The following is a 23548-nucleotide window of genomic DNA, read 5'->3' as shown; positions in this document are numbered from 1 at the left end:
CGGCCGTTTTTAATCATATTGAAAACAAACAGAGGGAGCGGAAAATCATGGCTAAATTTGGAGAACAGAAGATCGTTGAAGTTGAGGGTACGGAATACACTTTGCAACATCCTGGTATTAGGGAAGCGGTAAAGCTGCGAGATCGTTGTAAAGATGCAAATGGACAAATGAACGAAGAAAAATATTACAGTGCACTTATGGAACACGTTATTGTCTCACCTAAAACGAATTGGCCGTATTGGGATGAACATGATGGCTTTAACGATGTGATGGTTGAAGCTGCCACGTTTCTTAACTCCTAATCCAAAAGATAAAGGCTTTTATAAGAGGAAAGCGCGAGAACGTTGGTACTTCTGGCGACCAATAATGAGTGAGAAATTAACTTATGAAGAAGCGTGTCGGATGTCGCTTGATGACCTAATGGAGTGCAATGCCGCATTGGATATAGCTATTAAACAAATGAATGATCAATCAAAAAAATGAGTTTCGGCTTAAGCCGGAGCTCTTTTTATTTGTTAGCGGTTAGTAGAGAGGAGGTGATTCAGTGGCACTAAGAGAGACAAGCGTTGAAGTTAATATTCTGGGGAATGTTGAGCCACTTAAAAGGATTAACGAAATGATGGACAACGTGATGAAAGCCGCCGAGAAGATGGGTGCTATCTTGGATAAGGCAATGGGTGGGGTGAGTACCTCCGCCGGGGGCGCATCCGGAGCGATGAATGCAGTTCAAAAGGCAGCGAGTACGGCATCAAGTAAAGTCTCTGATCTAGGTTCATCAGCTGCTACCGCTCAAACAAAAATGGACCACATGTCTCACTCAATGCATGGTGCAAGTAATGTATCAGCATCATTGTCACAGCGTCTTCACTCTAATATGGGTGATCTCATGATGGCCAGTGCTTCGCTTTCTGCAGCGGGGTATGGGGCAGCAAAGGCCGTAGGTTACACGGTTAAGTCGGCTGGAGACTTTAGTCAAGCTATGGCCAATGCGAAGTCTGTTATGGATCCATCTGATGTCAAAAAATATAGCGGTGCGCTAAATGATCTCGCTATTCAGCAAGGAATAAAAACCAAATACAGCGCGACTCAGGTTGCAGAGGCAGAAGGTGAGTTGGCTAAAGCCGGGGTTAAAACTTCGCAAATCTTACATGGTGCCCTTGCTGGATCACTGAACTTGGCTACAGCTGGAGACCTCAATCTAAAGGACTCAGCAGAAATAGCAAGTACGGCACTGAATACCTTCCGAGACAAAGGGATGACCGTGGCAAAAGCAGCGGATATCCTAGCAGGAGCGGCCAATGCATCAGCCACGGATGTTGGGGAATTAAAGTATTCACTCAGTATGTCTGCTACAGTGGCTGCAGGACTTGGCGCATCTCTAAAAGGGACAAGCACAGCGCTTGCCGTGTTTGCTCAAAACGGATTAAAAGGATCGGATGCAGGAACATCACTTAAAACAATGATGATGCGACTACACCCGATGACGAATCAGCAATGGGATCAGTTTAATCAGTTAGGATTAATTACTGTTGAGACGTCAAAAGCCATGCAGCTTTTAAGAGATCACGGTGTCAAACCGCTGTCTAGTAATAGCACACAGCTTACTCAGCAAATTCAACAATTGGCTGCAAAAATAACAGACAGTAAAGTGGGCTCAACAAAAGCAACAAAAGAGTTCACAGCCTTAGCAAATGGAACCGGAGCGGTGCACAGTGCCTTTTTCAAAGCAAACGGTCAAGTCAAAAGTTTTGCAAGTATCGCACAGCTATTAAAAACGCACTTGCACGGTTTGAATGGTGAACAACGTTCAGCAGCCCTCGAAACCATGTTTGGTTCGGATGCGATTCGCGGATCCAACATATTGTATCGAGAAGGTGCCAAGGGTGTTAATGATATGGCTCGGGCCATGTCAAAAATAAAAGCAGCAGATGTGGCTGCTCAGAAGATGAAAACCTTCCAAGGATCAGTTGAACAGATGCGCGGAACTTTACAAACGATGGGGATTGCATTTGGTAGTTTAATTATTCCATCGCTTGGAAGACTCGCGCTTGGTGTTTCAAAAGTTGCTGCGTTTCTGACTAAATTGCCAACACCAATAAAAATAGCTCTGATTGCTTTTGTATCCATGACTGCTGCTATTTTAATTCTTACAGGGGTCGGCATTGGTCTCACAATGACTTTTGGGGCTTTAAGTATGGCTGCAACCGCGATGGGAGTTTCTCTAGCTGCAGTTTTCTGGCCAATTACTCTTATCATTGGTGGAGTGACAGCAATTGCTGTAGCTGCATACTTAATCATTAAGAATTGGCGTCCAGTAAGTGAATTTTTCCGAAATACATTTGCGTCAATTAGCGCAGCAGCTATGAAATTATCCATCGTACGTGATACTTTCAATACAATAAAAAGTATTACAGAAGCTGCAGCATCCGTTATTCGAAATTCGTTAGGGAAAGCTGGTTCAACCGTCTTTTCTAGTCTTATCGCTGGCATCAGAGACGTTCAAAAATGGTGGAAATCAATATGGCCGCAGTTAAGTACAGTTTTAAGTTTTGTTATTGGTGTAGTCAGAAAAGTCATAGCCATCGAACTAATGCCGTCTTTTCTGCTGATCCGAATGGGGTTATCCGCATTAAGAGCGTCTTGGCGAAATAGCTGGGCAAGTATAGCCAGTATCCTTAAGTTGACTTGGGATGTGCTCAAGACAACGGTCAAAGTAGCTTGGCACTTGGTAAGTGGCATTATTACTGTTGGTTTGGACTTGCTCACTGGGAAATGGGGAAAAGCTTGGAAAGATCTCGGAAAGATGACCAAAAATATCTGGGGAGATTTGAAAACTGGATTCAAGGACATAATGGGTGACCTTCAAAGCCTTGCAATAAATGGCACAAAGGCAATTGGAAATGCTCTTTTGAGTGGTCTCGCAACTGGAATAAATGGCGTTAGCAAAGGAATCAACTGGATTCTTTCTAAGGTGGATGCTCCTAAAAAGATGCGTATTCCATATTGGACACCACCAAAATTCGCGAAAGGTACAGACGGAGCTCCAGGAGGACCATCCGTACTTGGAGATGGTGGTAAGCAAGAATTATTTAGGACTCCACAGGGCCATGTAGGATTAAGCCCAGCAACAGACACTCTTTATAATCTTCCAGCTGGTACGCAGGTCTTGAGTGGAGATAAAACAGCAAAACTACTAGAATCGCTCCCTCATTTTGCAAATGGAACTGGAAACTGGATTAAGAATGCCGCGGGAACGGTTATTAACGGAGCAAAAACAGTCGGAACAAAGATTAAAGATGCGGCCGTAGATGTATGGAGCTATATGAGTGATCCAAGCAAACTCATGGACTTGATTGTGTCTAAGTTTACGCCTAATAAGGGATTAACTGGACTATCATCTGGAATTGTAGAGGGCATGATTCATAAGATTTCATCCAGCGTAGGAGATTTCTTAGGCTCATTTGGTGATAACTTTACCGGTTCCGGTGGATCAAAAGCGGTAAAAGCATGGGTACAGCAGGCGTTGAAAATATCTGGTGCACCGTCCAGCTGGGCCAGTGCGCTTGAGACGATTGCCATGAAGGAATCCGGTGGTAATCCGAAGGCCGTAAACGGTTGGGATAGTAATGCCAAGGCCGGGCATCCATCAATAGGCTTGATGCAGACTATTCAGAGTACGTTTAATGCCCATGCAAAAAAAGGATATAACAGTATCCTTAATCCGGTCGATAACATTATTGCGGCAATAGGTTATATCAAGTCGAGGTACGGTTCGGTATTCAATGTTCCTGGTATCAAGTCTATGGCTGCCGGCGGCGCATATAAGGGATATGCAAATGGTGGTGTAGCAAATACACCGCAGGTGGCTTCGCTTGCTGAAAACAGCTGGCCGGAATATATAATATCGACTCAACCATCTATGCGCAAACGCTCTTTAGGACTGTTCAATCGATTAGGACAAGTACTTGGCATATCTCAAACACCTGATGCAATGAATGCCCAGGCACAATCAGCAGCCTATACACCGGAAACGTCACAGACAGCCACATACAATCGATCATCACGTTCTATGGAATATCATCCGGAGATTCATGTGACTGTAAAAGGTGACGGAAACACGGAGAGCAACGTGAAGAAAGCAGTTAAAGAAGTGCTTGAAGACCATTACAAAGAGCTGACAGGCCTTTATGATCCGGGGGTGGATTATTAATGAAACTCGGAAAAGTGAAGCTGTATATCGAAACAGAAAAGCTGAGCAATTCTGTAACTGCCACAAGTTATCCTGTTGAACAAGGGGAGCCAATCACAGATCACGTACAAAGACAACCCGAAACACTATCCCTTGATGGGTGGATCTTATCAGGAAACAGTTACAAAGCTGAATTACAGTATTTACGCGATAGCATGCGAAAAGGAACCTTGCTCACCTATACAGGTCGAACGGTTGCACGAAATGTGATCATCACAAGCCTTGATGATACTCGAACAGGTGATGTCTCGAACGGAGCCGCGGTAAGCGCTCAGCTACAGTTTATCCGGATTGTAAAAGAAAAATGGACGAGTACAAGCGCTAGGGCAAAGACAGCCAAGAAAACGGTAGGCAAGAAGAAAAAGACGGTAAACAAGAAGTCATCTGCTCAATACAAAACGATCAAAAAAGGATGGACGTATTACTTGATATCACGAAAGTATGGTACATCCGTATCACAGCTAAGATCATGGAATAAATATCCGGATAAGGCTTTACCTATCGGAAAGAAGATTCGTGTCGCATGAAGGTGATTTTATGAAGCATGATTACATTGATATTGATAAAACACAACTGCCGTTTCGGTTCGAGTGGGATTCCGAGAATGACAGTTTTTTTATTGACATCGAATACAATGAATCTCATGACTTTTTTACAGCCACACTTTACGATGCCATGGGGAACTTGCTTGTCGCCGGTGAGAAACTTGTGCTCAATATGCCATTGTTTAACGAGATCATTGATCCTGAGAGCATGCCTGCTGAGGACTTGATCCCACTGGACGAATCTGGACAAGCACAGCGCATCACATGGGATAACTTTGGTATGACAGTGTTCTTGTGCATTGATGATTTACCGGATGACTCTGAGGACGACAGCGGTCCTACTGATGACGACAAGGAGACAGATGGCTTTAACTTAGACAATGGAGATGGTAGCGGTGGCGACTAACGCACAACTTTACGGCCGGATAACGAAGATCCATGTGAGCGGCGATTATTCAACTACGTTTGATGGTAGCGAGCTTGAGATCCATTTCGAATGTCCGTTTGACGACGATGCCAAACCGAACACATCAACAGTAGATATTTATAATCTGTCTAAAGCAACGATTGATCGACTACATCAAGGCGATATCTGCACAGTACAAGCTGGGTACCGTGGTGATCACGGGGTTATTGCCAGTGGACGAATCTCGACGGTACTGACCAAGAAAGATGGCGTCGATAAGATCACGACGATCACTTTTTTAGAGGGCGAGGACTACAGCCATAAAAAGGTGACGCTTGCTCAGGCGGATCCGGCGAAAAAGTATTACGTCAAAAAGCGTATGAAGCTAGCCAAACCCATCAAAGTCATTAAGACACACAAGGTTACGACCAACAAGATTGTCAAGGGTAAGATCAAGACCACCACGAAGCTTAAAAAGTATGTGGCTACGACCAGTTATAAGACCGTCAAAGAAGCCAAATACAAGAAACGTACGAATGTCATCACATTTGCTAAAGGGACACATGGTTCGACGATCATCAAGCGGTTGTGTAAGGACTTGGGAATTAAATTAGCAGCGTGCTCAATTCCTTACGACAAGGTTTATAAAAAAGGCTATCGTGTTACTGGTTTGATCGAAAATAATCTGGAGGAAGTCGTGAACGATTGCAAAGCATCAATGTATTATCGCCGTGGAAAAGTGGTTATCCGATCTATTGAGGAAGGCGACGATGAGCATTTTATACTCAATAACGATACTGGGTTAATCGAATCTCCGCAGCCTTTTGACGATGACACAGATGGCAAAGGGTACACGGTCAAATGCTTGCTGCAACATCGCATCACGACGGCGAGCATTATCACGGTAAAGTCCGAAACCGCAAATGGAAAATACAGAGCAAAGAGCGGCAAGCACTACTCAGATGGGACGGACTTCATGACGGAGGTGAACGTCATCTAATGTCAAAAGGAACACAATTTACTGAAGCTTTAATCCGTAACATTAAACTGTCATTGCACGTTGCGGCACCGGCGGTGGTAAAAAAATATGATTCAGGGGCTCACACAGCTGATGTAGAGCCTCTTTTTATGTCCGCAGACAGCGACGGAAACTTAGATGAATGGCCGCTGATCGAGGACGCCAATGTATTAAAACATGTAGGTGATCTAAATGTTGGGGATGTGGTCCTGCTTAATTTTGCCGATCGTGCCCTGGATGAAATGAACGGATCAGAGAAGTTTGATCCTGATTCAACGCGGACGCATGATCTGACAGATGCGTTTGTAGTAGGGGTGATTGAATGAAAGCGCCACTGATAATAGATGGCGATCTCGTCATGAAAAATGGAGAGATCCAAATGGTTGAAGGCGATGAAGAACTCGCTCAGTCGGTTGAGAGCATTTTAAAGACCAGGCAGGGCGAGTTTTTTATGGACACAGAGTTTGGCTTGAACCGCGACAATCTACTTGGGAAGCAAGCGGACCAAGACGGAGCGCACGACGATATTGTTGAAGCGATCGCGCAGGAAGAACGCATTGCAACCATGGACAATATAAGTTTTGCTGATGATCGAAGTACTCGATCTCGATCAATTTCACTGTCCATGACCAAGGCGGATGACGGCGAGACAATCAGCCTTGAAGATGTAGCGGTTGAGAGCTAGGAGGCGAGCAAATGTTAGATTCAAACGGATTCCAGAAAAAGAGTTATGCGGACCTGGTAACTGATATGCAGGACAAAGCTCGGGAACTGTGGGGAGAAGATGTGAACGTGTCACAGAAGTCTTTTCTCGGGATTCTGATTATTCTTTTTGCCTGGTTTTTATCCATTGCGTGGGAGCTTGCGGAGAGTGTTTATAATGCCGGGTTTGTGACCAAGTCCGAAGGGGTGCAGCTAGACCGACTGAGTACGCTCATGGGTACGAGCCGAATTCCGGCGGCGAGTAGCTACGCCCCGCTGACGATTACCGGAGAACCGAGTTATGTGGTAGAGGAAGGAACTGTCTTTGCAACAACTAACGGCATCCAATTTGAGACGATTGCTGAACTAACACTCGACGCGAATGGGAACGGTACGGTTGACGCTGTTTCAACGGATACTGGTATCGATACTAATGTCGCGGCCGGATCCATCACAGTACAAGCCAATCCAGATTCCAACGTCACTTCAGTGACCAATGCAGCAGCTGCGACTGGCGGCCGTGACCAAGAAACCGACAATGAATTCCGACAGCGCCTTGTCGCTGGAAGTAGTAGCACCGGCAATGCGACTTTCCCGTCGATTGTAGCAAAATTACTCGAGACAAGCGGTGTCCGATCAGCGAACGTCATTGTCAATAACACCATGGCGACGGATAGTGCAGGCAACCCTCCGAAGTCAGTTCATGCGTATGTTCTTGGTGGTACAGCGGCGGACGTTGCGGATACGTTGCTAAATTCCGTTTCCGCTGGAATTGAAACGGTTGGTACTCAATCGGTTGATGTGGTAGATAGCAGTGAAACAACGCATACGATTAAGTTTGATTATGCAACTGAAACGGATATCAAGATCAATATAGAAGTAAAATCAAACGCTAAGTATGGAACTGACGGGGATGACCAGATTAAGCAAAACATACTTGATTATATAGGAGGAACAGGTGCTGACGGGATCTTCTACTCTGGTTTGTTAATGGGTGAGGATGTTATTTATTCTCGGCTTTTTTCTTGTGTCTATGCTGTGGATGGAGTGGAAGACGTGACCATTACTGTCGGTCGAAATAGCGAAACTCTTGGCGCTTCTAATGTTGAAATCGGTCCGAATGAAGCGGCACAGACGAGCACCTCTTTGATCGAGGTGACACATCAATGATTAAAGATTGGTTATCCAAAATTACCGATCGATACACCAAAGATCAAGATTCCAACATTGGAAAAGTGTTGCACTTGATTTCGGACGAAGTAGATGACCTATCTGATACCCTGAACACAGTCGAGCATTGGAAAGATCTGAGTAATGCCAAGGGAGCCACGCTTGATCTAATCGGGGCGGACTTTTCGCAACCTCGTGGACAAACAAGTGACGAAATTTACCGATCTCTCATTATCGCAAAGATTGTGCAGAATCAATCTGACGGTACCTATGACAAAATGATTGAAGCAATAGCATTGACGCTTGGTTGCACTAAGACAGACGTCTCTATTCGGAGCCTAGTTGAAACTGGCGATGATGAACCAGCGGCAGTATCGATTGAGAAGGCACCACTGGCTCGTTTAAGCGCAATCGGTCTTAGTGGTAACCAATTTGTACAGATTGTGCAGAAAATCGTCGGGGCTGGGATTCGTGTGTCACGTGTTAATTTATCAGGAACCTTTCGGTTCGCAAATGCCTATGATTCCCCTGACATTAGCGTTACTTATGGATTTGGCACGATCTATGATCAGGTAGATCAGTCAGGTGGACTACTCGGTGAACTGTTCGATGACAATGAAAACAATGAACTTCCGATATAAGGAGATGAGATAAATGCCTTTTACAAAACCAACACCAGAGTGGAACAAACCGGGGGTTGAGCCTCCTCAATCATTAAAGGATAGCGGTTTTGTGGCTGGAAGTAGTCCGGCTGCCGGTCATTTTGATTGGCTCTTTTATACGATAAGCGAAGCAATCCAAGAATTACAGCAAAACGGTTATACGCAGGATGAAATTACACAGGCAATATCAACAGCTATGAAATCTTATGTTGAAAGTAGTGATGTAGTCACTTCTGCTACAGCAAATAAGTTACTCAAATTAGACACTAACGGAAAACTTCCCACTTCGATCACCGGCAATGCTGACGGAAACGCGGCGACGGCATCTAAATTGGCGTCTGCTCGTACATTGTCCATCACTGGTGACGGAACAGCCAGTGGGTCGTTCGACGGTTCGGCAAACCTCGCTCTTTCTCTAGTACTTGCAAAGTCCGGTGCCACTGCCGGAACCTATCGATCGGTAACAATTGATGAGAATGGACGTGTAACTGCCGGCACGAATCCGACGACACTGTCGGAATATGGGATTACCGATGCCGTGGCGCTGAGTGATTTAGAAAATAACTTTGGTGAGAGTGGTTATAAAGGGTATCAAAAATTACCCGGAGGGCTGATTATGCAATGGAATTTAGAGCAGGTATCCGATAGTGGCACCTATGTAACATTTCCCGTTTCTTTTCCCCACCAATTATATACTCTTGTAGCAACTCCCAGAAGCACTACACCCGGAAGAGTATATGTTGCTTCCTTCACGAAAGTAAATGCAGAGCTAGTCAATGATATTTCTGGAGGGAGTCTTGTTTTTTGGATAGCTATCGGGAGCTAAGTCTATTAAGTCAAGCATTTATAACATAAGGGGTGGATCTAGTTGTCCAACAAATATTTATCTGTGAATGATAATCAGTTACCAGCATTTAAGGACGATGAAATTAATCAAATTATAGATACGGATATTGCGATTTCTGACGATATCTACGATCAATTCTTCGAACAGCGAGCACAGGGGAAACAATACAAGGTTAAAAACGTGTCAGGAACGACCTTTGAAGAAATCTTCGAGGAATATACGCCTGATCCAGTGAAAAGAGGTCCAACCGATGTCGAAATCTCACAGCAGCAGAACGCGCAGTTGCTTTTGCAACTCGCTCAGCAAGAGCAGACGATTAAGGATATGCAAAATCAGAACGCTGCGATTATGCTACAGCTTGCACAATCACAAGGAGGTGCTTCATAATGTGGAAATCATGGATTACTAATTATTACCAGAAAGGCTACTATACAAACGATCAAATGAAGGTGTTTGTCATAGCCGGGTGGATCACGGCAGATGATTACAAAATGATCACTGGTCAAGATTATTCTGTCGCTTAATTGATGGCGATTATCTACCGATAGTTAAAGAGGGGGATAATTCGCGATGGAAAATTACGATGAAATTAATAATCTCATAAATTATTTAAATGACATCGGAAAAGACAATGGCATTAAAAAACCATACAATCAATGTTTGAAAAAACAAAATGAATTCAAAAAGGTTCTTAAGGAGAAATTTAGCAAAAAAATTTTGATAAGAATGTTCTGCAGATTGGATGTATCGAATGAACACCTTTACAGAAGTTTAACAGCATTATCAATATATTTTGCATCTATAGGAACATTTGCATCAATATTTTCCAAGCTAAATCTTAGGTTTAGTATATTTGTTGGAATATTGATGCTTCTTGCTCTTATCCTTATAATCCATTTCTATTTTAAGGATTCAAGAGCAAAATATGGTTATAAAATAATCGTTAAGGAATGCATCGAAGAAATAGAGCAAGTAGAGAAAATCAAAGGTGAAGAATTGAAAACCAAAGAAAAGAAAATAAGAGAAAAAATTAAAATTCAGAAGGCTCTACGAAAAAGTTCATTCTGAAAAGAGACCTGCAAAGGTCTTTTTATTTTGCCTATCTCACTAAAGGTGGCGAACGATCATGACTTAAATTGATAGGATTAAAACCGATATATAAAGTGATCAAAATTTTAACTCCCTCTCCGGATCCCCCTATGGGTCCGTTTTTTTACGTCCAAAATCAGGAGGCGAACAAATGAACAAATACGAATTTGTCTATCGGGCTGCAGCTGCACTTCTCGGAGCGGTGACCGGCTATCTATATGGAGGGTGGTCACCGTTGCTTAAAGTGTTAATTACGTTCGTGATAATTGATTATGTGACCGGCTTGCTTGCCGCATCTTACACAGGTGCATTATCAAGCAAAGTAGGATTCAAGGGTATCGCCAAAAAGGTGATGCTCTTTTTTGTGGTTGCAGGCGCACATTTATGTGACCTGGCGATAGGCGTTGACCAGGTTATAATGTCAGCGGCTATTTATTTCTATATTGCAAATGAGTTGCTTTCGATTCTTGAGAACGCTGGTCGTACTGGTTTGCCGGTACCGGATCAGATTAAAAACGCAGTACAAATTTTAAAACGGAAAGGTGATCAGAAATGACAGAAATCAAAGGTATTGATGTTTCTCATTATCAAAATGATCGTGGTCCGATCGACTTTGCAAAAGTTAAGGATTCAGGCAACAAATTCGTAATCGTTAAAGCTACTGAAGGGAATGAAGCGGGATCACGGTACCTGGATCCGTATTTCGCGCAGAATGTCACTGCAGCGAATGCGTCTGGACTAACAACACATGCTTATCATTTCTTTCGTGGCGTGTCAGAAAGTGATGCTAGAGCAGAAGCACAATGGTTTCTAAAAAACCTGCAGGGTGTTGCTGTGAAGGGCTATCTTTTTGTTGATGTCGAGTATGCAAAATTGACCTCAGATAAAGGAAAACTAACAAGCTATGTAAATAAGTTCTTAGATGAACTGGCCAAAAATGGTTATACGAAGCATGGTATCTATTCCGGAAAATCATTCTTCGAGAACAGATTGAATGAGCAAGATCTTCGACCAGGCATCCTCAAATGGATTGCCCGCTATAATGATGTACTCGGTCGCAATGCTGACATATGGCAGCATACATCCAGCGCTCAGGTGCCTGGGATTTCTGGAAATGTGGATGTGAACATTGCTTATACAGACGCGATCTTATCCACTGATGATACATCGAAAAATGAAAGCAAACCAGCTGCAGCTAAACCGGAGCCATCCAAAAAGTCAAAGCCTAAGTCCTCCGAATCCGTTCTGAAAAAAGGTGACAAAGGATTAGCAGTGCTGTCCATGCAAAAGAATCTGGCCAGTGTCTTTTTCTACCCAGACAAGAAAGCATCTAACCATGGATGTGACAGTGTTTATGGTCCGAAAACAGAAGATGCGGTACGTCGCTTCCAGCTGACACATGGGCTTACAGCTGATGGCATCTTTGGGCCTAAGACAGCTACAGCTCTTGAAAAAGCGATCGCAGACCTGAAGAAAAATCCGGTTGTTAAAAAGAAAGCATCTCATCCAATTCATGTTGTCGAGAAAGGCGATACACTCTGGGACATTGCTCAACACAATCATACAACAGTACAGCAACTTATGAATATGAACCACCTGCATAACGACACCATTTATCCTGGTCAGAAACTTAAATTAAAATAAGGGAGAGATTTACATGTTCCAATCAATCATTTCAAGTGGTCTAACAGATACAGTAAAAGCAATTGTCACCGTAGCAGGTGGCTTTTTTATTATTTACATTAAACATCATATTGATCTAGCGAAACTCAAAAAGGCGGAAGCTTTTGTACAGAGTAAGCCAGCACTCGAGAAGCTAGTGCAGGACGTAAAGGACTCTGCTAAAGAGGTACTGACATCGCCGGAGACGATCGACAAAGGTGCGGAGATTATTGCCGCGGCAGCACAAAAGCAGGGTTTTAAGGTAGACAAGGAAACAGTGGCCAAACTATTGAGCGAAGCGGAAACAGTTGGTGATGAAGAACTTAAAGAAGTGGTCAATGCAGTACAATCCACAATACCTGGATGTCAAGCTGTTCAGTCGCCAACCGCACAGAAATAACATATGATTCATACCCGGCTATGCCGGGATACATAATTTATAGTAGATTATTGATAACGTTTTCTAACATTTGATTAAAACTATCAAATGACTCGATAAAATCTGAACTTGCTTTATCTAGTTCAACATATTTTTTTTTGTTAAGATCATATGCAAACCAAGATATATCGGTGTCTCCGAAGTAAACATAATGAGAATAATTTGAGTCTGCTCTCCAAATTTCGTTTGCAGTAATAAAACCTTTTGTGGCATCATTAGGATCTGAATTAAAAATCACTAAACCATCAAATTCTATTCCGTCTCTTTGCTTTAGAAATTCTTCATATTCAGGGAACCACAAATCCAGAGCTACATTATCAGAAACCCATTTTTTTATGATCATTATGTTTTCTTTCTTAGCGGGAGTAGCGATTGTATAACAAAAATTAGATTGCAGTTCTTCAAGCTTCACCATTACTTCAGACAAAATCATTCCTCTTTTCGGTTTTTTCAAATGAATATATATATTCTTGAGGAATAGGCCATTGAAAATCAATGGATTCGCCTTCTTTTAAGTGACCTGTTTTAAATCTTTGATAATGAGTAATGACTTTACGGTATGGTTCATTCTTCGTGAAACAGCAATAGATGTTCTTTTAAATTTACATCTTCTGGATGTTACCTGTAACAATACTTCATTAGTTTAGAATGTCATATTGCCTAATTATCGTTCTTTCTCTTTTACCCTACAACTCTATTTAATCTGCGTAATGTTCAATTTACTTTTGATTATTTTTAAGTATTTTTTAACCTCTTGTTCATCAGTTGGATTTCGCGTTAAATAATCTTCACTAGCATCTAACAAATATATATAGAACGACTTCTCATCTAAAGTTATAACTTCGTCATTTTCTACAGCAGGATAATCAAAATAATAAGCCACACCTGTTTCACCAAAATAGTCTTCTTCCCACGATTTATATTCATTTGCAAATACACACCAAATGTCCTCTATACCAAAACCCTGTCGGTTACTAAACTTATTTAAAGCATCTAAAAAATATCCATCTCCAATATGGGAATAATAAAGTTTTAACAATTTTTCTTTTTTACTCTCTTGCATTTCAAATCCTCCTAAAAATTATTTTAGCGTAGGGAAAAAGTTTATAATTTTACCATTTTCGATATAGCCTTTAAATTTCAACCCATTTGAAGCGTATCCTGTAATCTCTCTACCATCTATAATGCCATTTCTCATTGCTTCTCTGCCCCATGCTAGCATTTGTGCATTAGAAATAACTTTTGGGTCATAGACAGTTTTAGGATTAGGTATATTTTTATACTGACCAGCAATAATGTTCCCCTCTCTATCAAGTGCTGGTAATCGATATTGCACCTCATATACTCCCAGTACAGAAGGATGCGCTTTTTTAGAAATAATACAATCCTCCACATCCCAACCACGATCCCTAAATGCTTTTTCAAAGTTATCTAAATTATGTCCACCGACAATTCCTTTGTTTTTCTTTCTAACTATATCTTGTACCTTGAATAAATGTGTATCGTATCCTGCCTTAAAAGTAATATTTTTACCAATTCCCTTCGATAAACTATTAACTTTTTTAACCGATGCTTGCTGAATCAAATTTCTGGCATTATTGATACGATTGATGAAACTGTTTTCTTCAGTACCATCCGTGATTTTCATTAAGTGGTTTTTTAAATTAGAAGTATCAATGGTATTGAACGGAATGCGGCTCCCTCCAGCATAGGCGAGGATGGGCTCTTTTAATGATGCTTCCTTTATTTTTTTTAATCGTTTTGCGGTCTCGATAGCCTTTACTTTTGCAGCACTTTTCATGCCGCTGCTTACTTCCACTATTTTGTCTGCTTTATCGATTCCTTTTGTCCCGATGAAGAAACTGGCAACTGTTTCTGTCGCATAGGTGATCCACATGGCTCGGGTGACTGTATTTCCATGAATCACGTATCGGTTAAACGATGATTCAATTGCCTTTTTGATTAGTTTTGCCGTTTGTTTATAATTTGTTACTGCTGAATAGATTGCTATTGCTGATTTTATTGGATGATGCCTTAATTCGTTGATTCCATCTACATTATCATTTATAAATCGCCGACTGGCTATATCAATTCCGATACCTACCTGCATACCAAAAGAAAAGAGCTTGTATAGTGATTTTATGCCATCTGGCGCATCCTTGTAAATCTTTTTCGTTTGCTCTTGTTGCTCATTTACTTCCCGAGCTTGTTCCTGTTTTTGTTTCTCATGAAGATAGTTTAGCGTATTCTGCTCCATCTCATCTTGGACTTGGTAGATATTACTGTGATAATAAGCCTCAGTGTTAAAATGCATGGGTTGAACATCGACACCTTGCCGGGTAGAGTTTATCAGTTCTTCGTATAAAGCCTTAATGGATGGTAGATCTTCGGTGACTTGCCGGTATTCATTCGTCAGACTTTGATCAAGATCTTGAACATCGAGTACCATTTTGGCTCGCTTTTCTTCAGCTACGTCAAGCGCGTGATCAACGTCTTGAGTAGAAAAGACGTTGATTGGAACAAGATCAGAGATGCTGTCCAAGATTTTCGAAATATCTTCCCGTTGATCGGCAATCATTTCCTTCGATCGGATGTAGCCGACGGACAGATCCTCGTCCAGAAAAGGCACTTGAACCTGCGTGTTTCCACCTAAATTCTTATCATCAATAGAGCCAGCAACTCCACGAAAATAAGCGATCTCTTTATCAATTAGCCGCAGCCAGGCGTCAACAACATTCACTTGTGCTGCGTAGAAGCCTTTGATCGCATCGGCGCCATGCCCTTGAAAATCAGAACCTAAACCCACAATCTGATTAAACGCTGAGCGCAACGTATGGAATTGACCGCGAAGTGTTTGGTAGTGTTTCGCCTGAGCATTTGCCGCAGCGATGAGCGATTCAGCATCATAGGTTTTTGTGTCGCCTGCAGAACCTGCTCCGCCCATATTTATCCTCATTAAATCACCTCATTCAAATTACAGATCAATTTTCGTTCATAAACTTATCTAAAATACTAGACGAACGGACTGATTATGTTAATGCGGAGGATGACCTATTGAATCTTGTAAATGTGACTTCATTCGATGATATTCGACAAGTTCAATCGAAAAAGTAAGGACTTATTAACTAATAAAAATCCCCACGCCGAAGCGTGAGGGCAGTTGAGTTTGGGGAAACAATTGTATTATGTCAACTTAATACTGAAAATATAAATTGTACAACTAATAAACCCCCAGCCATTCTTAAATCGGAGGACTTATTTATAGGTTTCCAAATAATTAACCTTGTGGATTGAAAGTTCCTGCTATCTGCTGTGCTGTTTTATCCATTTGTTGTGTGCAGGTTTTTGCATCCGCTGCCTAAAAATTTTAAGTACAGAATTATTTTGGTTTGTTTCTATAAAAAATGTGATGCAAAAACAGGGAATAGCACATTATAAGTTTGTTATGATGTACAAAATTTGGGAGTGCTTATTTTATGGATGCCCTAAACCTAAAACCAATAGTGCCCTTTGAACCCGTGACTGTTGATGAAATACCAGACAGTCCGAAATGGATTCATCAAGTCAAATGGGATGGTGTTCGGATTCTTACTTATTATGACGGAAAAGAAGTTCTCTTATATAACCGGAAAATGAACGAACGAACCCAAAATTATCCGGAGATCACTGACATTAGTAAGTACTGCACTGCTCAAACCGTTGTCCTTGATGGAGAGGTAATCGCACTGGGTAGCGATGGTAAACCTTCCTTTCATGAAGTTATGCGGCGCGATGGGATCCGGAAATATGGTCGGGTAACGACAATGATGGAGACGGTGCCTATCTTTTACATGATTTTCGATGTGATTTATTTTAACGGAAAGTGGGTTAACGACCGTCCACTTAAGGAAAGACAAATCTTGCTTTCCAGTATTATATTGCCAACCCAAAATGTTCAGATTGTATCATCTCAACCTGATGGAAAGAAGCTATTTGAGGTTATGGAAGATCAAAACATGGAGGGTATCGTTTCTAAACGTATGGATAGCACATACGTACTTTCAGGAAAAGATTCACGCTGGCGTAAAATAAAAAATTACAAGGATCTGATTGCGGTTATCGGGGGAGTAACTTATCGTCAGGGTATCGTGAACTCAATACTCCTTGGCTTATATAATGAAGAAAACGAACTTGTCTATATCGGTCATGCCGGTACCGGTAAGCTGTCAAATACTGAATGGGAGGCGTTCACACGGTTGATTGATCCCCTGAAAATTAAAGAAAGACCATTCATAAATGCTCCGGAAAAAGCGAAGAGTGCCCAGTGGATTAAGCCTACACTAACGGTCAAGGTTCAATACATCGAATGGCCGGAAGGACATAGTCTCAGGCAGCCAAGCATTCAGGCATTTGTAGATTATCCTGCGGAAAAATGTAGTATAAGCACCGGTCTGGGATAAGTGACTAGAGCAAAAGTTGTATAATGATGATGTATCAGACACAAAGTTGTGGGGAGCACAACACCCGGCTTCGCCGGGATACATAATAACCCCCGGCGTTGACCGGGGATACATAATTTATGAAAACGCTCACAAATGAACATTTCATTGCGAACTTATATTGAGGATAGACAAATTAGGAGAGAGGGAGAACCCTGATGAAGAAAACATTAACATTTACTCAATTGATTAAAAATAATAAAGATGAAATTCTGAACGATCATGATCAACTCAAAAGAATTGAATTGAAGATTGATGCTCGACATGTTAAAAATTCAAAATAATGATTAATACCTGGCTTTGCCGGGATACATATTAAATAATTACATCTAATTCTTGTGGAAAATAGTCTTTAACATGCTGATTGATCCAGTCTACAGCGATACTCTTATGATACACAAAATTAAACAACCGACCACGTGTGTAGACGTCGTACTCTAACCAACTCTTACGGGTAAGCCTGATATGGTTGTCGAATACCTGTTTCTTGTTTATGCGTATGTCATTCGCCACTTTGTCAATTGCGCCGGTAAGCTGCTCAACGTAGTAGGTTTTAAATTTAAGCCCGGATGCAAATATGGCTTTACGGTCAACCTCAAGCGCACGTTTAATATAAGGTAGGAGCATGTAATTGGCTATGATGATTCGTTCATCATCGGTCAGCTCAGATTCTGGAAAATAACCTTGCATGTGCATCACCTGCCAATATTATACACGAACAAACGTTCTTTTAATACTGGAAATAAGTACATATGTTCGTTATAATAAATATGAGGTGATGAAGAATGAACAGAAGAGAATTGATCGTAGATGCAGTAAATAAACTAACAGAAGAACATGGCTATGCACCATCTGTACGTGAGTTGGCAGATGCAGTGAATCTCAAATCTACAAGTACGGTGCAGGGACATTTAGAACGCTTAAAAAGAGATGGCCGTGTTGATTTTGAAGAAGGTTGCCCGCGTACTGTGAGGATAGTATCATGAAGCGGGGCGATATTTTAGAAATCATATATCAGTCAAAAAAAAGTGAGTTTTACAAGCGTCAAGTTCGTGTGATCTTGGTAGGGGAAACGTACGTAAAAGCATATTGCTACTCACGTAAAACGGTTCGTATCTTTTCCAAAGACGGCATACTTGCACAGCGAAGAATAAGAAGCGCATAAAAATACCCATCCACCTCCAAATGGACGGGTATTTTCTTATGTCGATGCCCCCAGCAACTTATCCCCATAACTATTATCCATAGTCCATTCAAGCGCTGCAAATCATATTTTTGCAAATGTAAACGATTAAAAGCGTCCAAAAACAGCATTTTTACATTGTACTATTCATCAATCAATGGATTTTTGTCATTTTACTATCATTCGCGATTTTTTTACGCAGCTCGGATCTCTTCAATGATAAGAGCAATTTCTGTTTTATCTCAGGGTCATGGACAAGATAAATGGACCAGTTGCTCTCTCTAAGAAAACCAACCCATTCAAAAGTTAAATGCCACATTTCGTTCGATTCATAAACAACCGATTCGAGCTCCCAATCAGTAAATAATCCTTGTTCAAAGATTTCTTTTACCGTGTAAGTATATTTATTTTTCATTTTATCGCCTCCTACAGATTAAGTAGGGGAATCATCCGTAAAATGGTGATAAAAAAGTAGCAAAAACTTCTCATTTTTATTTTCATGAATAAATACGCATTTATATCTAAAATGACTATTTCCTTATTTTATCTATATATGAAGTACTTTATTTAACGCATTTTCATACATATTTTAAGGGCAATGTATGAGTAAAATGATGGACATGATGAGCAAGATGAAGTAATCCCTTGTGCTATAAGGGATTATGAGAGATGGTGCAAGAATATGTGCCATCCGTGTGCCACAATTTATAAATTACCGCTTCTCATGTGTTCTCCGAACTTGTGAGAAGCTTCTTTTTTTCTAGTTTTTGTCACGTGGAGATAAAATTTTTTGGTTATCATGTCGTCAATGTGCCCCAATTGGTTCATAATGCGAGGAAGATCGACTCCAGCTTAGCGAAAAAAGGTGTAATTGTGTGACGGTGAACAACTCTGTCCCTTTTTCCAGTTCGGGGATCAATACCATTCTCAATGGTAAATTTCTATCGCTCACCTTTTTTAGTTTTGTACGATTCATATCTGGCCACATATATTCCTTTCTATGGCACTGTAAGTAATGTGGCAAAGCATGTACAGAGGAACGTTATAGCGAACATTTAGTGCCACTAGAATAATTCGCTTCCTGCATGAAGCATTTCTTCGATGTCCGTGATTTGAATTATCAACCGTTCGACATTATACGGTTCAACAAGTTCACCAATTCGGCTTCTGACGGCACCGAGGTTAATGCCTAATTGATTGGATTTGTTCTCGTTCGGAAGGAGTTCTTGAGCAAATACAGAACATCCTATGAGCTCGTCGTCAAATTGGATACTATCCATTCGCTCAAATGGGGTCGTGACCAAAAAATAAAATGTAGGTTTTTCCCAATTGAGTAATCCTTCGATTGTGTACCAAACGGGTATAAATTTCCTTCATGGTCGCTCCCCTCATAGTAAACTTTTGATCTCATGAGATTCACCATTCTCAGCAAGTTGAGCAACTAATTGATTCATGATACGTTGCGTCTCAGATGAAACAATTAATTTACTCAGAATTATTTTCTTCAGATTGGTTTAATCTGATATCTTCAACTGTTACATCAATCGGTTCACCTTTAAATTTAAAATTAAATATCCACTGATATAAACAATTTTTGCAGCAAATGCCATTAGTGTATCCGTTGAAATATCGCTAGGTATCTTAAGAGTAATATCTTCGATCTCCGCATCTTTGAAACTCAGCGGTCGGGCAGTAACAGTTTTATTATCTAAATCGATTTCTCTAATTGCTGCTTTACCTTCTATGAAGTCTGTACTTTGAATAAGAATTTTCGCTCTTTCTGTCAGTAATTTTCTTGTATTTCTATCAGCTGTAATTATTGGTTTATCAATGATTGAACTCTCAAAAATGACTTCATCCATTCCGGATCTATTGCTCAGGGCTAGTTCTTTAGCAAAATAGTTAAGCTTAATTACTTCTTTTTCCTCGAGTAAAATCTTTTCCTTTAATTCTCACCAAATATCTAAATCATCAATTAAGAATTCATCAATTTCACCAGTTTTTTTTATTAATTCGTTTAAATGATCACTTAAACCATGTAATAGTTCCTAGGTAGAGGGAAGGTAGAAAGATAACAATTCTGGTTTGTCTTTAAAACCTTGATGCATTTTTACGACTTTTCTTTTGACTGCTCCTATTTCATTTATGATCGGAATTGAGAAAGCGATGGTTTATGGATGACCGAGAGTCAGAAAATGTCCAAGCTCATGGAGGCCATGAAAAAAGGTTGTCCCCGGAACGCTTTGAACGATTCGTTGCAACCTATGAACAGCTAAAAAAAGAAAACGAGGTGAAGACAAGTTGAACGAGATCCAGGAACGAATTGCTGAACTGGAAAACATGTAAAAACTTCCAAACGTGATGGTCTAGGCAAGCAGTGCTTTTTCATCGGTGAATTGGCAAAGCTGAAAGTGAACTTGAAGAGAGGAGCTCAGTTGAATGCCTGAACCAAAGCTAAACGGCTTTTACTGCGAACGATGCGGCAGCTTGATCGATGGTGAAGAACCAGGCTATCCACGGCTGTGTGAGGACTGCGAGAAGGAGAATCGCCCACGCAAAAAGCAGGGAAAGAAGGCGCAGCGGCGTGAGCAATGATGGAGGGGAAAAGGCAGTAACTGGATTTACAGTGAAAAAAGCTAGTGCATGGTATGACCAACGATGACTTTGAATCCAAACCTGTTCAACTCGCTATTTCAAGAAAAGATGCACAGTGGATGAAAGCTAGCCTGAACGATGACGAGGAGGAAGATGATGAATAACTTGTAGATTGACCATAAGCTGGCTGAGGCGAGAGCATGAAAAAGGTCAGCTTTGGGAATCCTGAGTGAAAAATAATGGTTGAAGGTGTAAATCCATGACTATCATTCTTATTCTGATTATGGTGTTTCTTGTCTGGTCAGCTCTTAATAGCTGGATAAGTTGGCAACCTGAAGAGATGAAAAATAACGACAAAATTGTGTTTGTCGATTTTAATAGAAAGTAATAAACATAACTGCAAGTAATCCGGCCGGCAAAAAAATATGCATCATATTAGGGAGACTGAACTCTCCCACTCTTATGTAAAGGAAATAAGCATTGGCCCCTCCATCGCCAATACTGATGGTGACCACTTGTGTCACCCTCTCTAAAGTTAATTCTACCAAAAAGTTATTAAATTTGGATTAAGGAAAAATGAGTTCTTATTAAAAATGAGGTGGAAAAGATGTTAAAGCCATTCTATGTTGACGGTCATCCGTTTTTGATGGTGAAATACTGGAGCAGATGAAGAAAAATGGGATAAGCAAAGCAAATGTGCAGCACCGGATCCACTATCAAAAGTGGACGCCCGATGAAGTGGTCAGCACCAAGAAAGGCGAAAAGCGGCCTCCAAGACCACCAAAGCCACATAAGCCACTGGTTAACCCTGCGAATGGGCCGGTTACTAGTTACTTTCTTTCGGACAAAGAGCTTACAGAATTACACAAGAAGTACGGCAGACCAGGGCAATTGATTAAAGATTACGGTCAGCAGAAAGCACCGATAGCGCTTAGAGGAGCGTGGTGTGGATGACCACATACCCAAACAGTGGCATGCAACTTGAACATGAGATTGAATCTAGTAATCTTTCATATCAACTGAAAGGATCGCAATCATTCAAAAGGTTGCCACGCCAATGAGAAAGATCGGTGTTCTGAAAGAAGAGGGAAAGATCGTTACAGATGAGAGCATTATTAAAGAATTTGAAGATCGAGAAATCGTACTGCTTCTTGATGGGACGTTGAGATAAGCGCGGATGGGTTTTATCAGGAATCGTTGTTTTGGTTGCGATTTTTCTTTCTGTGTTGAACGTAATTGATAGAATAGTACAGGGTCCAAAAAACTGCTACAACAATGGGGATTAAGAAATAATTAGATCGGAAAAAGATCCCTATAATTATGAAACTGATAAGGGCAGGAATAATTAGAATGGTATAGAGACTCCAGTTCAAATTTATGCAGTCCTTTCAAGATGTGATGGTCAGGGGATATTTCAGGAATTGCTGTTTTGATCATGTTTTTTTATGGCATCAAAATCGATAAAGTCAACAATTAATGCGATGAGTGCATAAACCAAAATAAAATAGGTGATCCAATGGTGATATTTGTATGGAGCAAAGATTAGAAACAAAGCCCCAATCACCAGATAAGGGAGTTCCAAATATAAAAAGCGTTTTGTCTTAAAATGACGTTTGAACTTAGCTAAAACACTCTGAAACATTCGATCAGCTCCAAACACTTACTTTTGTTTTATTATACTCCGGAATGCGGCGGGAATGATCTGAATGTTGCAAATTAGACAACTAAAGCGAGGGAGAAGAATTCATGATTAAATATTTCATTTCTTATCAAGTTGTTTACAGTGGACAATCTTAGAACACACGCTGGATTTGGAAATTTAGAACATCACAGAACAAACGAGATCAAAGATATTAACGACATTCAAGAAATTAGCAAAGGTTTAGAAAAAGATCTTAATTATCAAGAAGGTTCGATTGTAATTATCAATTTTATCAAGTTACCTTAATGCACATTTCGACACTGCGTCGAGGAGGGATAATGATGGTAATGAATACACCAGTACATGAAATAATCAGTAAGATGGTTGAAGCCAAGCAGTATGGTGGCCAAGAAGAGTTTAATAGTCTGTGTGATTCAATAACCATCGACGAATGGAAAGACCTTGAGAGATTCGGTGATGGGTTAGCACGGTTAGCAGCCGTTCATATCAAAAATCATGTTCGGTTGATAAAAAAGTAATTCGCAGTTCGACGCTGTTGACAAATAAAGCGAAGGAGAAAAATCTATGTCATTTATTGTTCCGTTTCAATACAAAGATATATATGCGCATAAAGAATATACCGTGTTTGCAGTAAACGAAGATCAGCCAGAAAAACGATCTGGTTATGTTCAAGGTTATTGGAGATGCACTCATTGCGGTGAAGGCAACCAATTCAGGCTATATGATGACGCACCTAACCATATTGCAAAATGCCCAAAGTGCAGAAAAGAGTTTATTGCCGTTGAAGAAATAGAAGAAGATTTTGATGACGAATAATTCACATTCCGACACTACTGTTTA

Annotated in this window: 32 protein-coding genes; 24 read left to right on the top strand and 8 right to left on the bottom strand. The window is 40.9% G+C overall.

The features are described 5' to 3' along the window. Positions 1-47: 47 nt before the first annotated feature. The 16 genes from P343_RS0118720 (at position 48) to P343_RS26630 (ending at position 12750) form a co-directional block, all read left to right on the top strand. A complete protein-coding gene (locus tag P343_RS0118720) occupies positions 48-302 on the top strand; it encodes a hypothetical protein (protein WP_031263830.1) in 255 nt (84 codons plus the stop codon). 242 nt (positions 303-544) lie between these two features. Continuing rightward, complete coding sequence (locus tag P343_RS36360) at positions 545-4210, top strand: phage tail tape measure protein (protein ID WP_023509855.1); 3666 nt, start codon at positions 545-547, stop codon at positions 4208-4210. Continuing rightward, positions 4210-4776, top strand: coding sequence for a LysM peptidoglycan-binding domain-containing protein (locus P343_RS26685; protein ID WP_023509854.1), 567 nt, complete (start codon positions 4210-4212; stop codon positions 4774-4776). Before P343_RS36360 ends, P343_RS26685 begins: the two co-directional genes overlap by 1 nt. A gap of 10 nt (positions 4777-4786) precedes the next feature. Beyond that, complete coding sequence (locus tag P343_RS26680) at positions 4787-5200, top strand: phage baseplate plug family protein (protein WP_023509853.1); 414 nt, start codon at positions 4787-4789, stop codon at positions 5198-5200. Further along, positions 5181-6200: a phage protein gene (locus P343_RS26675; RefSeq protein ID WP_031263826.1), complete on the top strand. Its 1020-nt coding sequence runs from the start codon at positions 5181-5183 to the stop codon at positions 6198-6200. Before P343_RS26680 ends, P343_RS26675 begins: the two co-directional genes overlap by 20 nt. Continuing rightward, positions 6200-6544, top strand: a complete 345-nt coding sequence (locus P343_RS26670; RefSeq protein WP_023509851.1) for a Gp138 family membrane-puncturing spike protein — start codon at positions 6200-6202, stop codon at positions 6542-6544. Before P343_RS26675 ends, P343_RS26670 begins: the two co-directional genes overlap by 1 nt. Next, positions 6541-6903 carry a DUF2634 domain-containing protein gene (locus P343_RS26665; protein WP_023509850.1) on the top strand — a complete coding sequence of 121 codons (363 nt, stop codon included), beginning with the start codon at positions 6541-6543 and terminating at the stop codon, positions 6901-6903. The genes P343_RS26670 and P343_RS26665 overlap by 4 nt, the downstream gene beginning before the upstream one ends. An 11-nt stretch (positions 6904-6914) precedes the next feature. Beyond that, positions 6915-8090: a baseplate J/gp47 family protein gene (locus tag P343_RS26660; protein WP_023509849.1), complete on the top strand. Its 1176-nt coding sequence runs from the start codon at positions 6915-6917 to the stop codon at positions 8088-8090. Next, positions 8087-8731 (top strand): hypothetical protein, encoded by a 645-nt coding sequence (locus P343_RS26655; protein WP_023509848.1) that lies wholly within the window; start codon positions 8087-8089, stop codon positions 8729-8731. The genes P343_RS26660 and P343_RS26655 overlap by 4 nt, the downstream gene beginning before the upstream one ends. Before the next feature lie 13 nt (positions 8732-8744). Next, positions 8745-9578 (top strand): gp53-like domain-containing protein, encoded by an 834-nt coding sequence (locus P343_RS26650; protein ID WP_023509847.1) that lies wholly within the window; start codon positions 8745-8747, stop codon positions 9576-9578. A 42-nt stretch (positions 9579-9620) separates the two neighbouring features. Further along, positions 9621-9986 (top strand): hypothetical protein, encoded by a 366-nt coding sequence (locus P343_RS26645; protein WP_023509846.1) that lies wholly within the window; start codon positions 9621-9623, stop codon positions 9984-9986. After that, positions 9986-10123, top strand: coding sequence for an XkdX family protein (locus tag P343_RS36710; protein WP_023509845.1), 138 nt, complete (start codon positions 9986-9988; stop codon positions 10121-10123). The genes P343_RS26645 and P343_RS36710 overlap by 1 nt, the downstream gene beginning before the upstream one ends. 46 nt (positions 10124-10169) lie before the next feature. Beyond that, positions 10170-10667, top strand: coding sequence for a hypothetical protein (locus P343_RS26640; protein WP_023509844.1), 498 nt, complete (start codon positions 10170-10172; stop codon positions 10665-10667). 172 nt (positions 10668-10839) lie between these two features. Further along, positions 10840-11244, top strand: coding sequence for a phage holin family protein (locus P343_RS26635; protein WP_023509843.1), 405 nt, complete (start codon positions 10840-10842; stop codon positions 11242-11244). Continuing rightward, on the top strand, positions 11241-12332 hold the full coding sequence (locus P343_RS37685; RefSeq protein WP_023509842.1) for a GH25 family lysozyme: 1092 nt from the start codon (positions 11241-11243) through the stop codon (positions 12330-12332). The genes P343_RS26635 and P343_RS37685 overlap by 4 nt, the downstream gene beginning before the upstream one ends. Positions 12333-12345: 13 nt before the next feature. After that, positions 12346-12750: a hypothetical protein gene (locus P343_RS26630; protein ID WP_023509841.1), complete on the top strand. Its 405-nt coding sequence runs from the start codon at positions 12346-12348 to the stop codon at positions 12748-12750. 37 nt (positions 12751-12787) lie between these two features. On the opposite strand, the gene P343_RS26625 is transcribed toward P343_RS26630, so the two are convergent. From P343_RS26625 to P343_RS26615, 3 genes are all read right to left on the bottom strand, one after another. Further along, positions 12788-13216, bottom strand: coding sequence for a YrhA family protein (locus P343_RS26625; RefSeq protein WP_152525274.1), 429 nt, complete (start codon positions 13214-13216; stop codon positions 12788-12790). A 267-nt stretch (positions 13217-13483) separates the two neighbouring features. Continuing rightward, positions 13484-13852: a ribonuclease toxin immunity protein CdiI gene (gene cdiI, locus P343_RS26620; protein ID WP_023509839.1), complete on the bottom strand. Its 369-nt coding sequence runs from the start codon at positions 13850-13852 to the stop codon at positions 13484-13486. Positions 13853-13870: 18 nt separating this feature from the next. After that, the gene (locus tag P343_RS26615) at positions 13871-15733 is read right to left on the bottom strand and encodes a T7SS effector LXG polymorphic toxin (RefSeq protein WP_023509838.1); all 1863 of its coding nucleotides are present in this window, start codon (positions 15731-15733) and stop codon (positions 13871-13873) included. 532 nt (positions 15734-16265) lie between these two features. Here P343_RS26615 and P343_RS26610 point away from each other — a divergent pair. Then, a complete protein-coding gene (locus tag P343_RS26610; RefSeq protein WP_023509837.1) occupies positions 16266-17228 on the top strand; it encodes an ATP-dependent DNA ligase in 963 nt (320 codons plus the stop codon). Positions 17229-17425: 197 nt separating this feature from the next. Next, complete coding sequence (locus tag P343_RS36705) at positions 17426-17551, top strand: FbpB family small basic protein (protein ID WP_023509836.1); 126 nt, start codon at positions 17426-17428, stop codon at positions 17549-17551. A 31-nt stretch (positions 17552-17582) separates the two neighbouring features. Here the strand turns inward: P343_RS36705 and P343_RS26605 are convergent, their stop codons facing one another. Next, on the bottom strand, positions 17583-17957 hold the full coding sequence (locus P343_RS26605) for a YhjD family protein (protein WP_023509835.1): 375 nt from the start codon (positions 17955-17957) through the stop codon (positions 17583-17585). A 95-nt stretch (positions 17958-18052) separates the two neighbouring features. On the opposite strand from P343_RS26605, the gene P343_RS26600 reads away from it, so the two are divergent. After that, positions 18053-18253, top strand: a complete 201-nt coding sequence (locus P343_RS26600; RefSeq protein ID WP_023509834.1) for a LexA family protein — start codon at positions 18053-18055, stop codon at positions 18251-18253. A 351-nt stretch (positions 18254-18604) separates the two neighbouring features. Here the strand turns inward: P343_RS26600 and P343_RS26590 are convergent, their stop codons facing one another. From P343_RS26590 to P343_RS26580, 3 genes are all read right to left on the bottom strand, one after another. Then, positions 18605-18865, bottom strand: a complete 261-nt coding sequence (locus tag P343_RS26590; RefSeq protein ID WP_023509832.1) for a hypothetical protein — start codon at positions 18863-18865, stop codon at positions 18605-18607. Between the two features lie 649 nt (positions 18866-19514). Then, on the bottom strand, positions 19515-19730 hold the full coding sequence (locus tag P343_RS26585; RefSeq protein ID WP_152525273.1) for a hypothetical protein: 216 nt from the start codon (positions 19728-19730) through the stop codon (positions 19515-19517). A gap of 255 nt (positions 19731-19985) precedes the next feature. Continuing rightward, the gene (locus P343_RS26580; RefSeq protein WP_023509830.1) at positions 19986-20312 is read right to left on the bottom strand and encodes a hypothetical protein; all 327 of its coding nucleotides are present in this window, start codon (positions 20310-20312) and stop codon (positions 19986-19988) included. Between the two features lie 311 nt (positions 20313-20623). Here P343_RS26580 and P343_RS37610 point away from each other — a divergent pair, with 311 nt between their 5' ends. From P343_RS37610 to P343_RS26575, 3 genes are all read left to right on the top strand, one after another. Further along, positions 20624-20755: a hypothetical protein gene (locus P343_RS37610; protein ID WP_023509829.1), complete on the top strand. Its 132-nt coding sequence runs from the start codon at positions 20624-20626 to the stop codon at positions 20753-20755. Positions 20756-20889: 134 nt separating this feature from the next. After that, complete coding sequence (locus tag P343_RS37125) at positions 20890-21045, top strand: hypothetical protein (protein WP_023509828.1); 156 nt, start codon at positions 20890-20892, stop codon at positions 21043-21045. Between the two features lie 696 nt (positions 21046-21741). Next, positions 21742-21999, top strand: coding sequence for a hypothetical protein (locus tag P343_RS26575; protein WP_152525272.1), 258 nt, complete (start codon positions 21742-21744; stop codon positions 21997-21999). Between the two features lie 460 nt (positions 22000-22459). Here the strand turns inward: P343_RS26575 and P343_RS26570 are convergent, their stop codons facing one another. Beyond that, positions 22460-22687 carry a hypothetical protein gene (locus tag P343_RS26570; RefSeq protein WP_023509821.1) on the bottom strand — a complete coding sequence of 76 codons (228 nt, stop codon included), beginning with the start codon at positions 22685-22687 and terminating at the stop codon, positions 22460-22462. 341 nt (positions 22688-23028) lie between these two features. On the opposite strand from P343_RS26570, the gene P343_RS26565 reads away from it, so the two are divergent. After that, on the top strand, positions 23029-23226 hold the full coding sequence (locus P343_RS26565) for a hypothetical protein (protein WP_023509819.1): 198 nt from the start codon (positions 23029-23031) through the stop codon (positions 23224-23226). A 46-nt stretch (positions 23227-23272) separates the two neighbouring features. After that, positions 23273-23524, top strand: a complete 252-nt coding sequence (locus P343_RS26560) for a hypothetical protein (protein WP_023509818.1) — start codon at positions 23273-23275, stop codon at positions 23522-23524. Positions 23525-23548: the final 24 nt, after the last annotated feature.

Source organism: Sporolactobacillus laevolacticus DSM 442 (assembly GCF_000497245.1).
GTDB lineage: Bacteria > Bacillota > Bacilli > Bacillales > Sporolactobacillaceae > Sporolactobacillus > Sporolactobacillus laevolacticus.
This window is presented reverse-complemented; position numbering and strand designations above follow the sequence as displayed.

What these genes read in the sequence shown, in the direction of transcription:
- P343_RS0118720 (WP_031263830.1), top strand. Translation starts at nt 48, where the DNA reads ATGGCTAAATTTGGAGAACAGAAGATCGTTGAAGTTGAGGGTACGGAA.
- P343_RS26685 (WP_023509854.1), top strand. Translation starts at nt 4,210, where the DNA reads ATGAAACTCGGAAAAGTGAAGCTGTATATCGAAACAGAAAAGCTGAGC.
- P343_RS26680 (WP_023509853.1), top strand. Translation starts at nt 4,787, where the DNA reads ATGAAGCATGATTACATTGATATTGATAAAACACAACTGCCGTTTCGG.
- P343_RS26675 (WP_031263826.1), top strand. Translation starts at nt 5,181, where the DNA reads ATGGTAGCGGTGGCGACTAACGCACAACTTTACGGCCGGATAACGAAG.
- P343_RS26670 (WP_023509851.1), top strand. Translation starts at nt 6,200, where the DNA reads ATGTCAAAAGGAACACAATTTACTGAAGCTTTAATCCGTAACATTAAA.
- P343_RS26665 (WP_023509850.1), top strand. Translation starts at nt 6,541, where the DNA reads ATGAAAGCGCCACTGATAATAGATGGCGATCTCGTCATGAAAAATGGA.
- P343_RS26660 (WP_023509849.1), top strand. Translation starts at nt 6,915, where the DNA reads ATGTTAGATTCAAACGGATTCCAGAAAAAGAGTTATGCGGACCTGGTA.
- P343_RS26655 (WP_023509848.1), top strand. Translation starts at nt 8,087, where the DNA reads ATGATTAAAGATTGGTTATCCAAAATTACCGATCGATACACCAAAGAT.
- P343_RS26650 (WP_023509847.1), top strand. Translation starts at nt 8,745, where the DNA reads ATGCCTTTTACAAAACCAACACCAGAGTGGAACAAACCGGGGGTTGAG.
- P343_RS36710 (WP_023509845.1), top strand. Translation starts at nt 9,986, where the DNA reads ATGTGGAAATCATGGATTACTAATTATTACCAGAAAGGCTACTATACA.
- P343_RS26640 (WP_023509844.1), top strand. Translation starts at nt 10,170, where the DNA reads ATGGAAAATTACGATGAAATTAATAATCTCATAAATTATTTAAATGAC.
- P343_RS26635 (WP_023509843.1), top strand. Translation starts at nt 10,840, where the DNA reads ATGAACAAATACGAATTTGTCTATCGGGCTGCAGCTGCACTTCTCGGA.
- P343_RS37685 (WP_023509842.1), top strand. Translation starts at nt 11,241, where the DNA reads ATGACAGAAATCAAAGGTATTGATGTTTCTCATTATCAAAATGATCGT.
- P343_RS26630 (WP_023509841.1), top strand. Translation starts at nt 12,346, where the DNA reads ATGTTCCAATCAATCATTTCAAGTGGTCTAACAGATACAGTAAAAGCA.
- cdiI (WP_023509839.1), bottom strand. Translation starts at nt 13,852, where the DNA reads ATGCAAGAGAGTAAAAAAGAAAAATTGTTAAAACTTTATTATTCCCAT.
- P343_RS26615 (WP_023509838.1), bottom strand. Translation starts at nt 15,733, where the DNA reads ATGGGCGGAGCAGGTTCTGCAGGCGACACAAAAACCTATGATGCTGAA.
- P343_RS26610 (WP_023509837.1), top strand. Translation starts at nt 16,266, where the DNA reads ATGGATGCCCTAAACCTAAAACCAATAGTGCCCTTTGAACCCGTGACT.
- P343_RS36705 (WP_023509836.1), top strand. Translation starts at nt 17,426, where the DNA reads ATGAAGAAAACATTAACATTTACTCAATTGATTAAAAATAATAAAGAT.
- P343_RS26605 (WP_023509835.1), bottom strand. Translation starts at nt 17,957, where the DNA reads ATGCAAGGTTATTTTCCAGAATCTGAGCTGACCGATGATGAACGAATC.
- P343_RS26600 (WP_023509834.1), top strand. Translation starts at nt 18,053, where the DNA reads ATGAACAGAAGAGAATTGATCGTAGATGCAGTAAATAAACTAACAGAA.
- P343_RS26590 (WP_023509832.1), bottom strand. Translation starts at nt 18,865, where the DNA reads ATGAAAAATAAATATACTTACACGGTAAAAGAAATCTTTGAACAAGGA.
- P343_RS26585 (WP_152525273.1), bottom strand. Translation starts at nt 19,730, where the DNA reads ATGGATAGTATCCAATTTGACGACGAGCTCATAGGATGTTCTGTATTT.
- P343_RS26580 (WP_023509830.1), bottom strand. Translation starts at nt 20,312, where the DNA reads ATGGATGAAGTCATTTTTGAGAGTTCAATCATTGATAAACCAATAATT.
- P343_RS37610 (WP_023509829.1), top strand. Translation starts at nt 20,624, where the DNA reads ATGGATGACCGAGAGTCAGAAAATGTCCAAGCTCATGGAGGCCATGAA.
- P343_RS37125 (WP_023509828.1), top strand. Translation starts at nt 20,890, where the DNA reads ATGCCTGAACCAAAGCTAAACGGCTTTTACTGCGAACGATGCGGCAGC.
- P343_RS26570 (WP_023509821.1), bottom strand. Translation starts at nt 22,687, where the DNA reads ATGTTTCAGAGTGTTTTAGCTAAGTTCAAACGTCATTTTAAGACAAAA.
- P343_RS26565 (WP_023509819.1), top strand. Translation starts at nt 23,029, where the DNA reads ATGGTAATGAATACACCAGTACATGAAATAATCAGTAAGATGGTTGAA.
- P343_RS26560 (WP_023509818.1), top strand. Translation starts at nt 23,273, where the DNA reads ATGTCATTTATTGTTCCGTTTCAATACAAAGATATATATGCGCATAAA.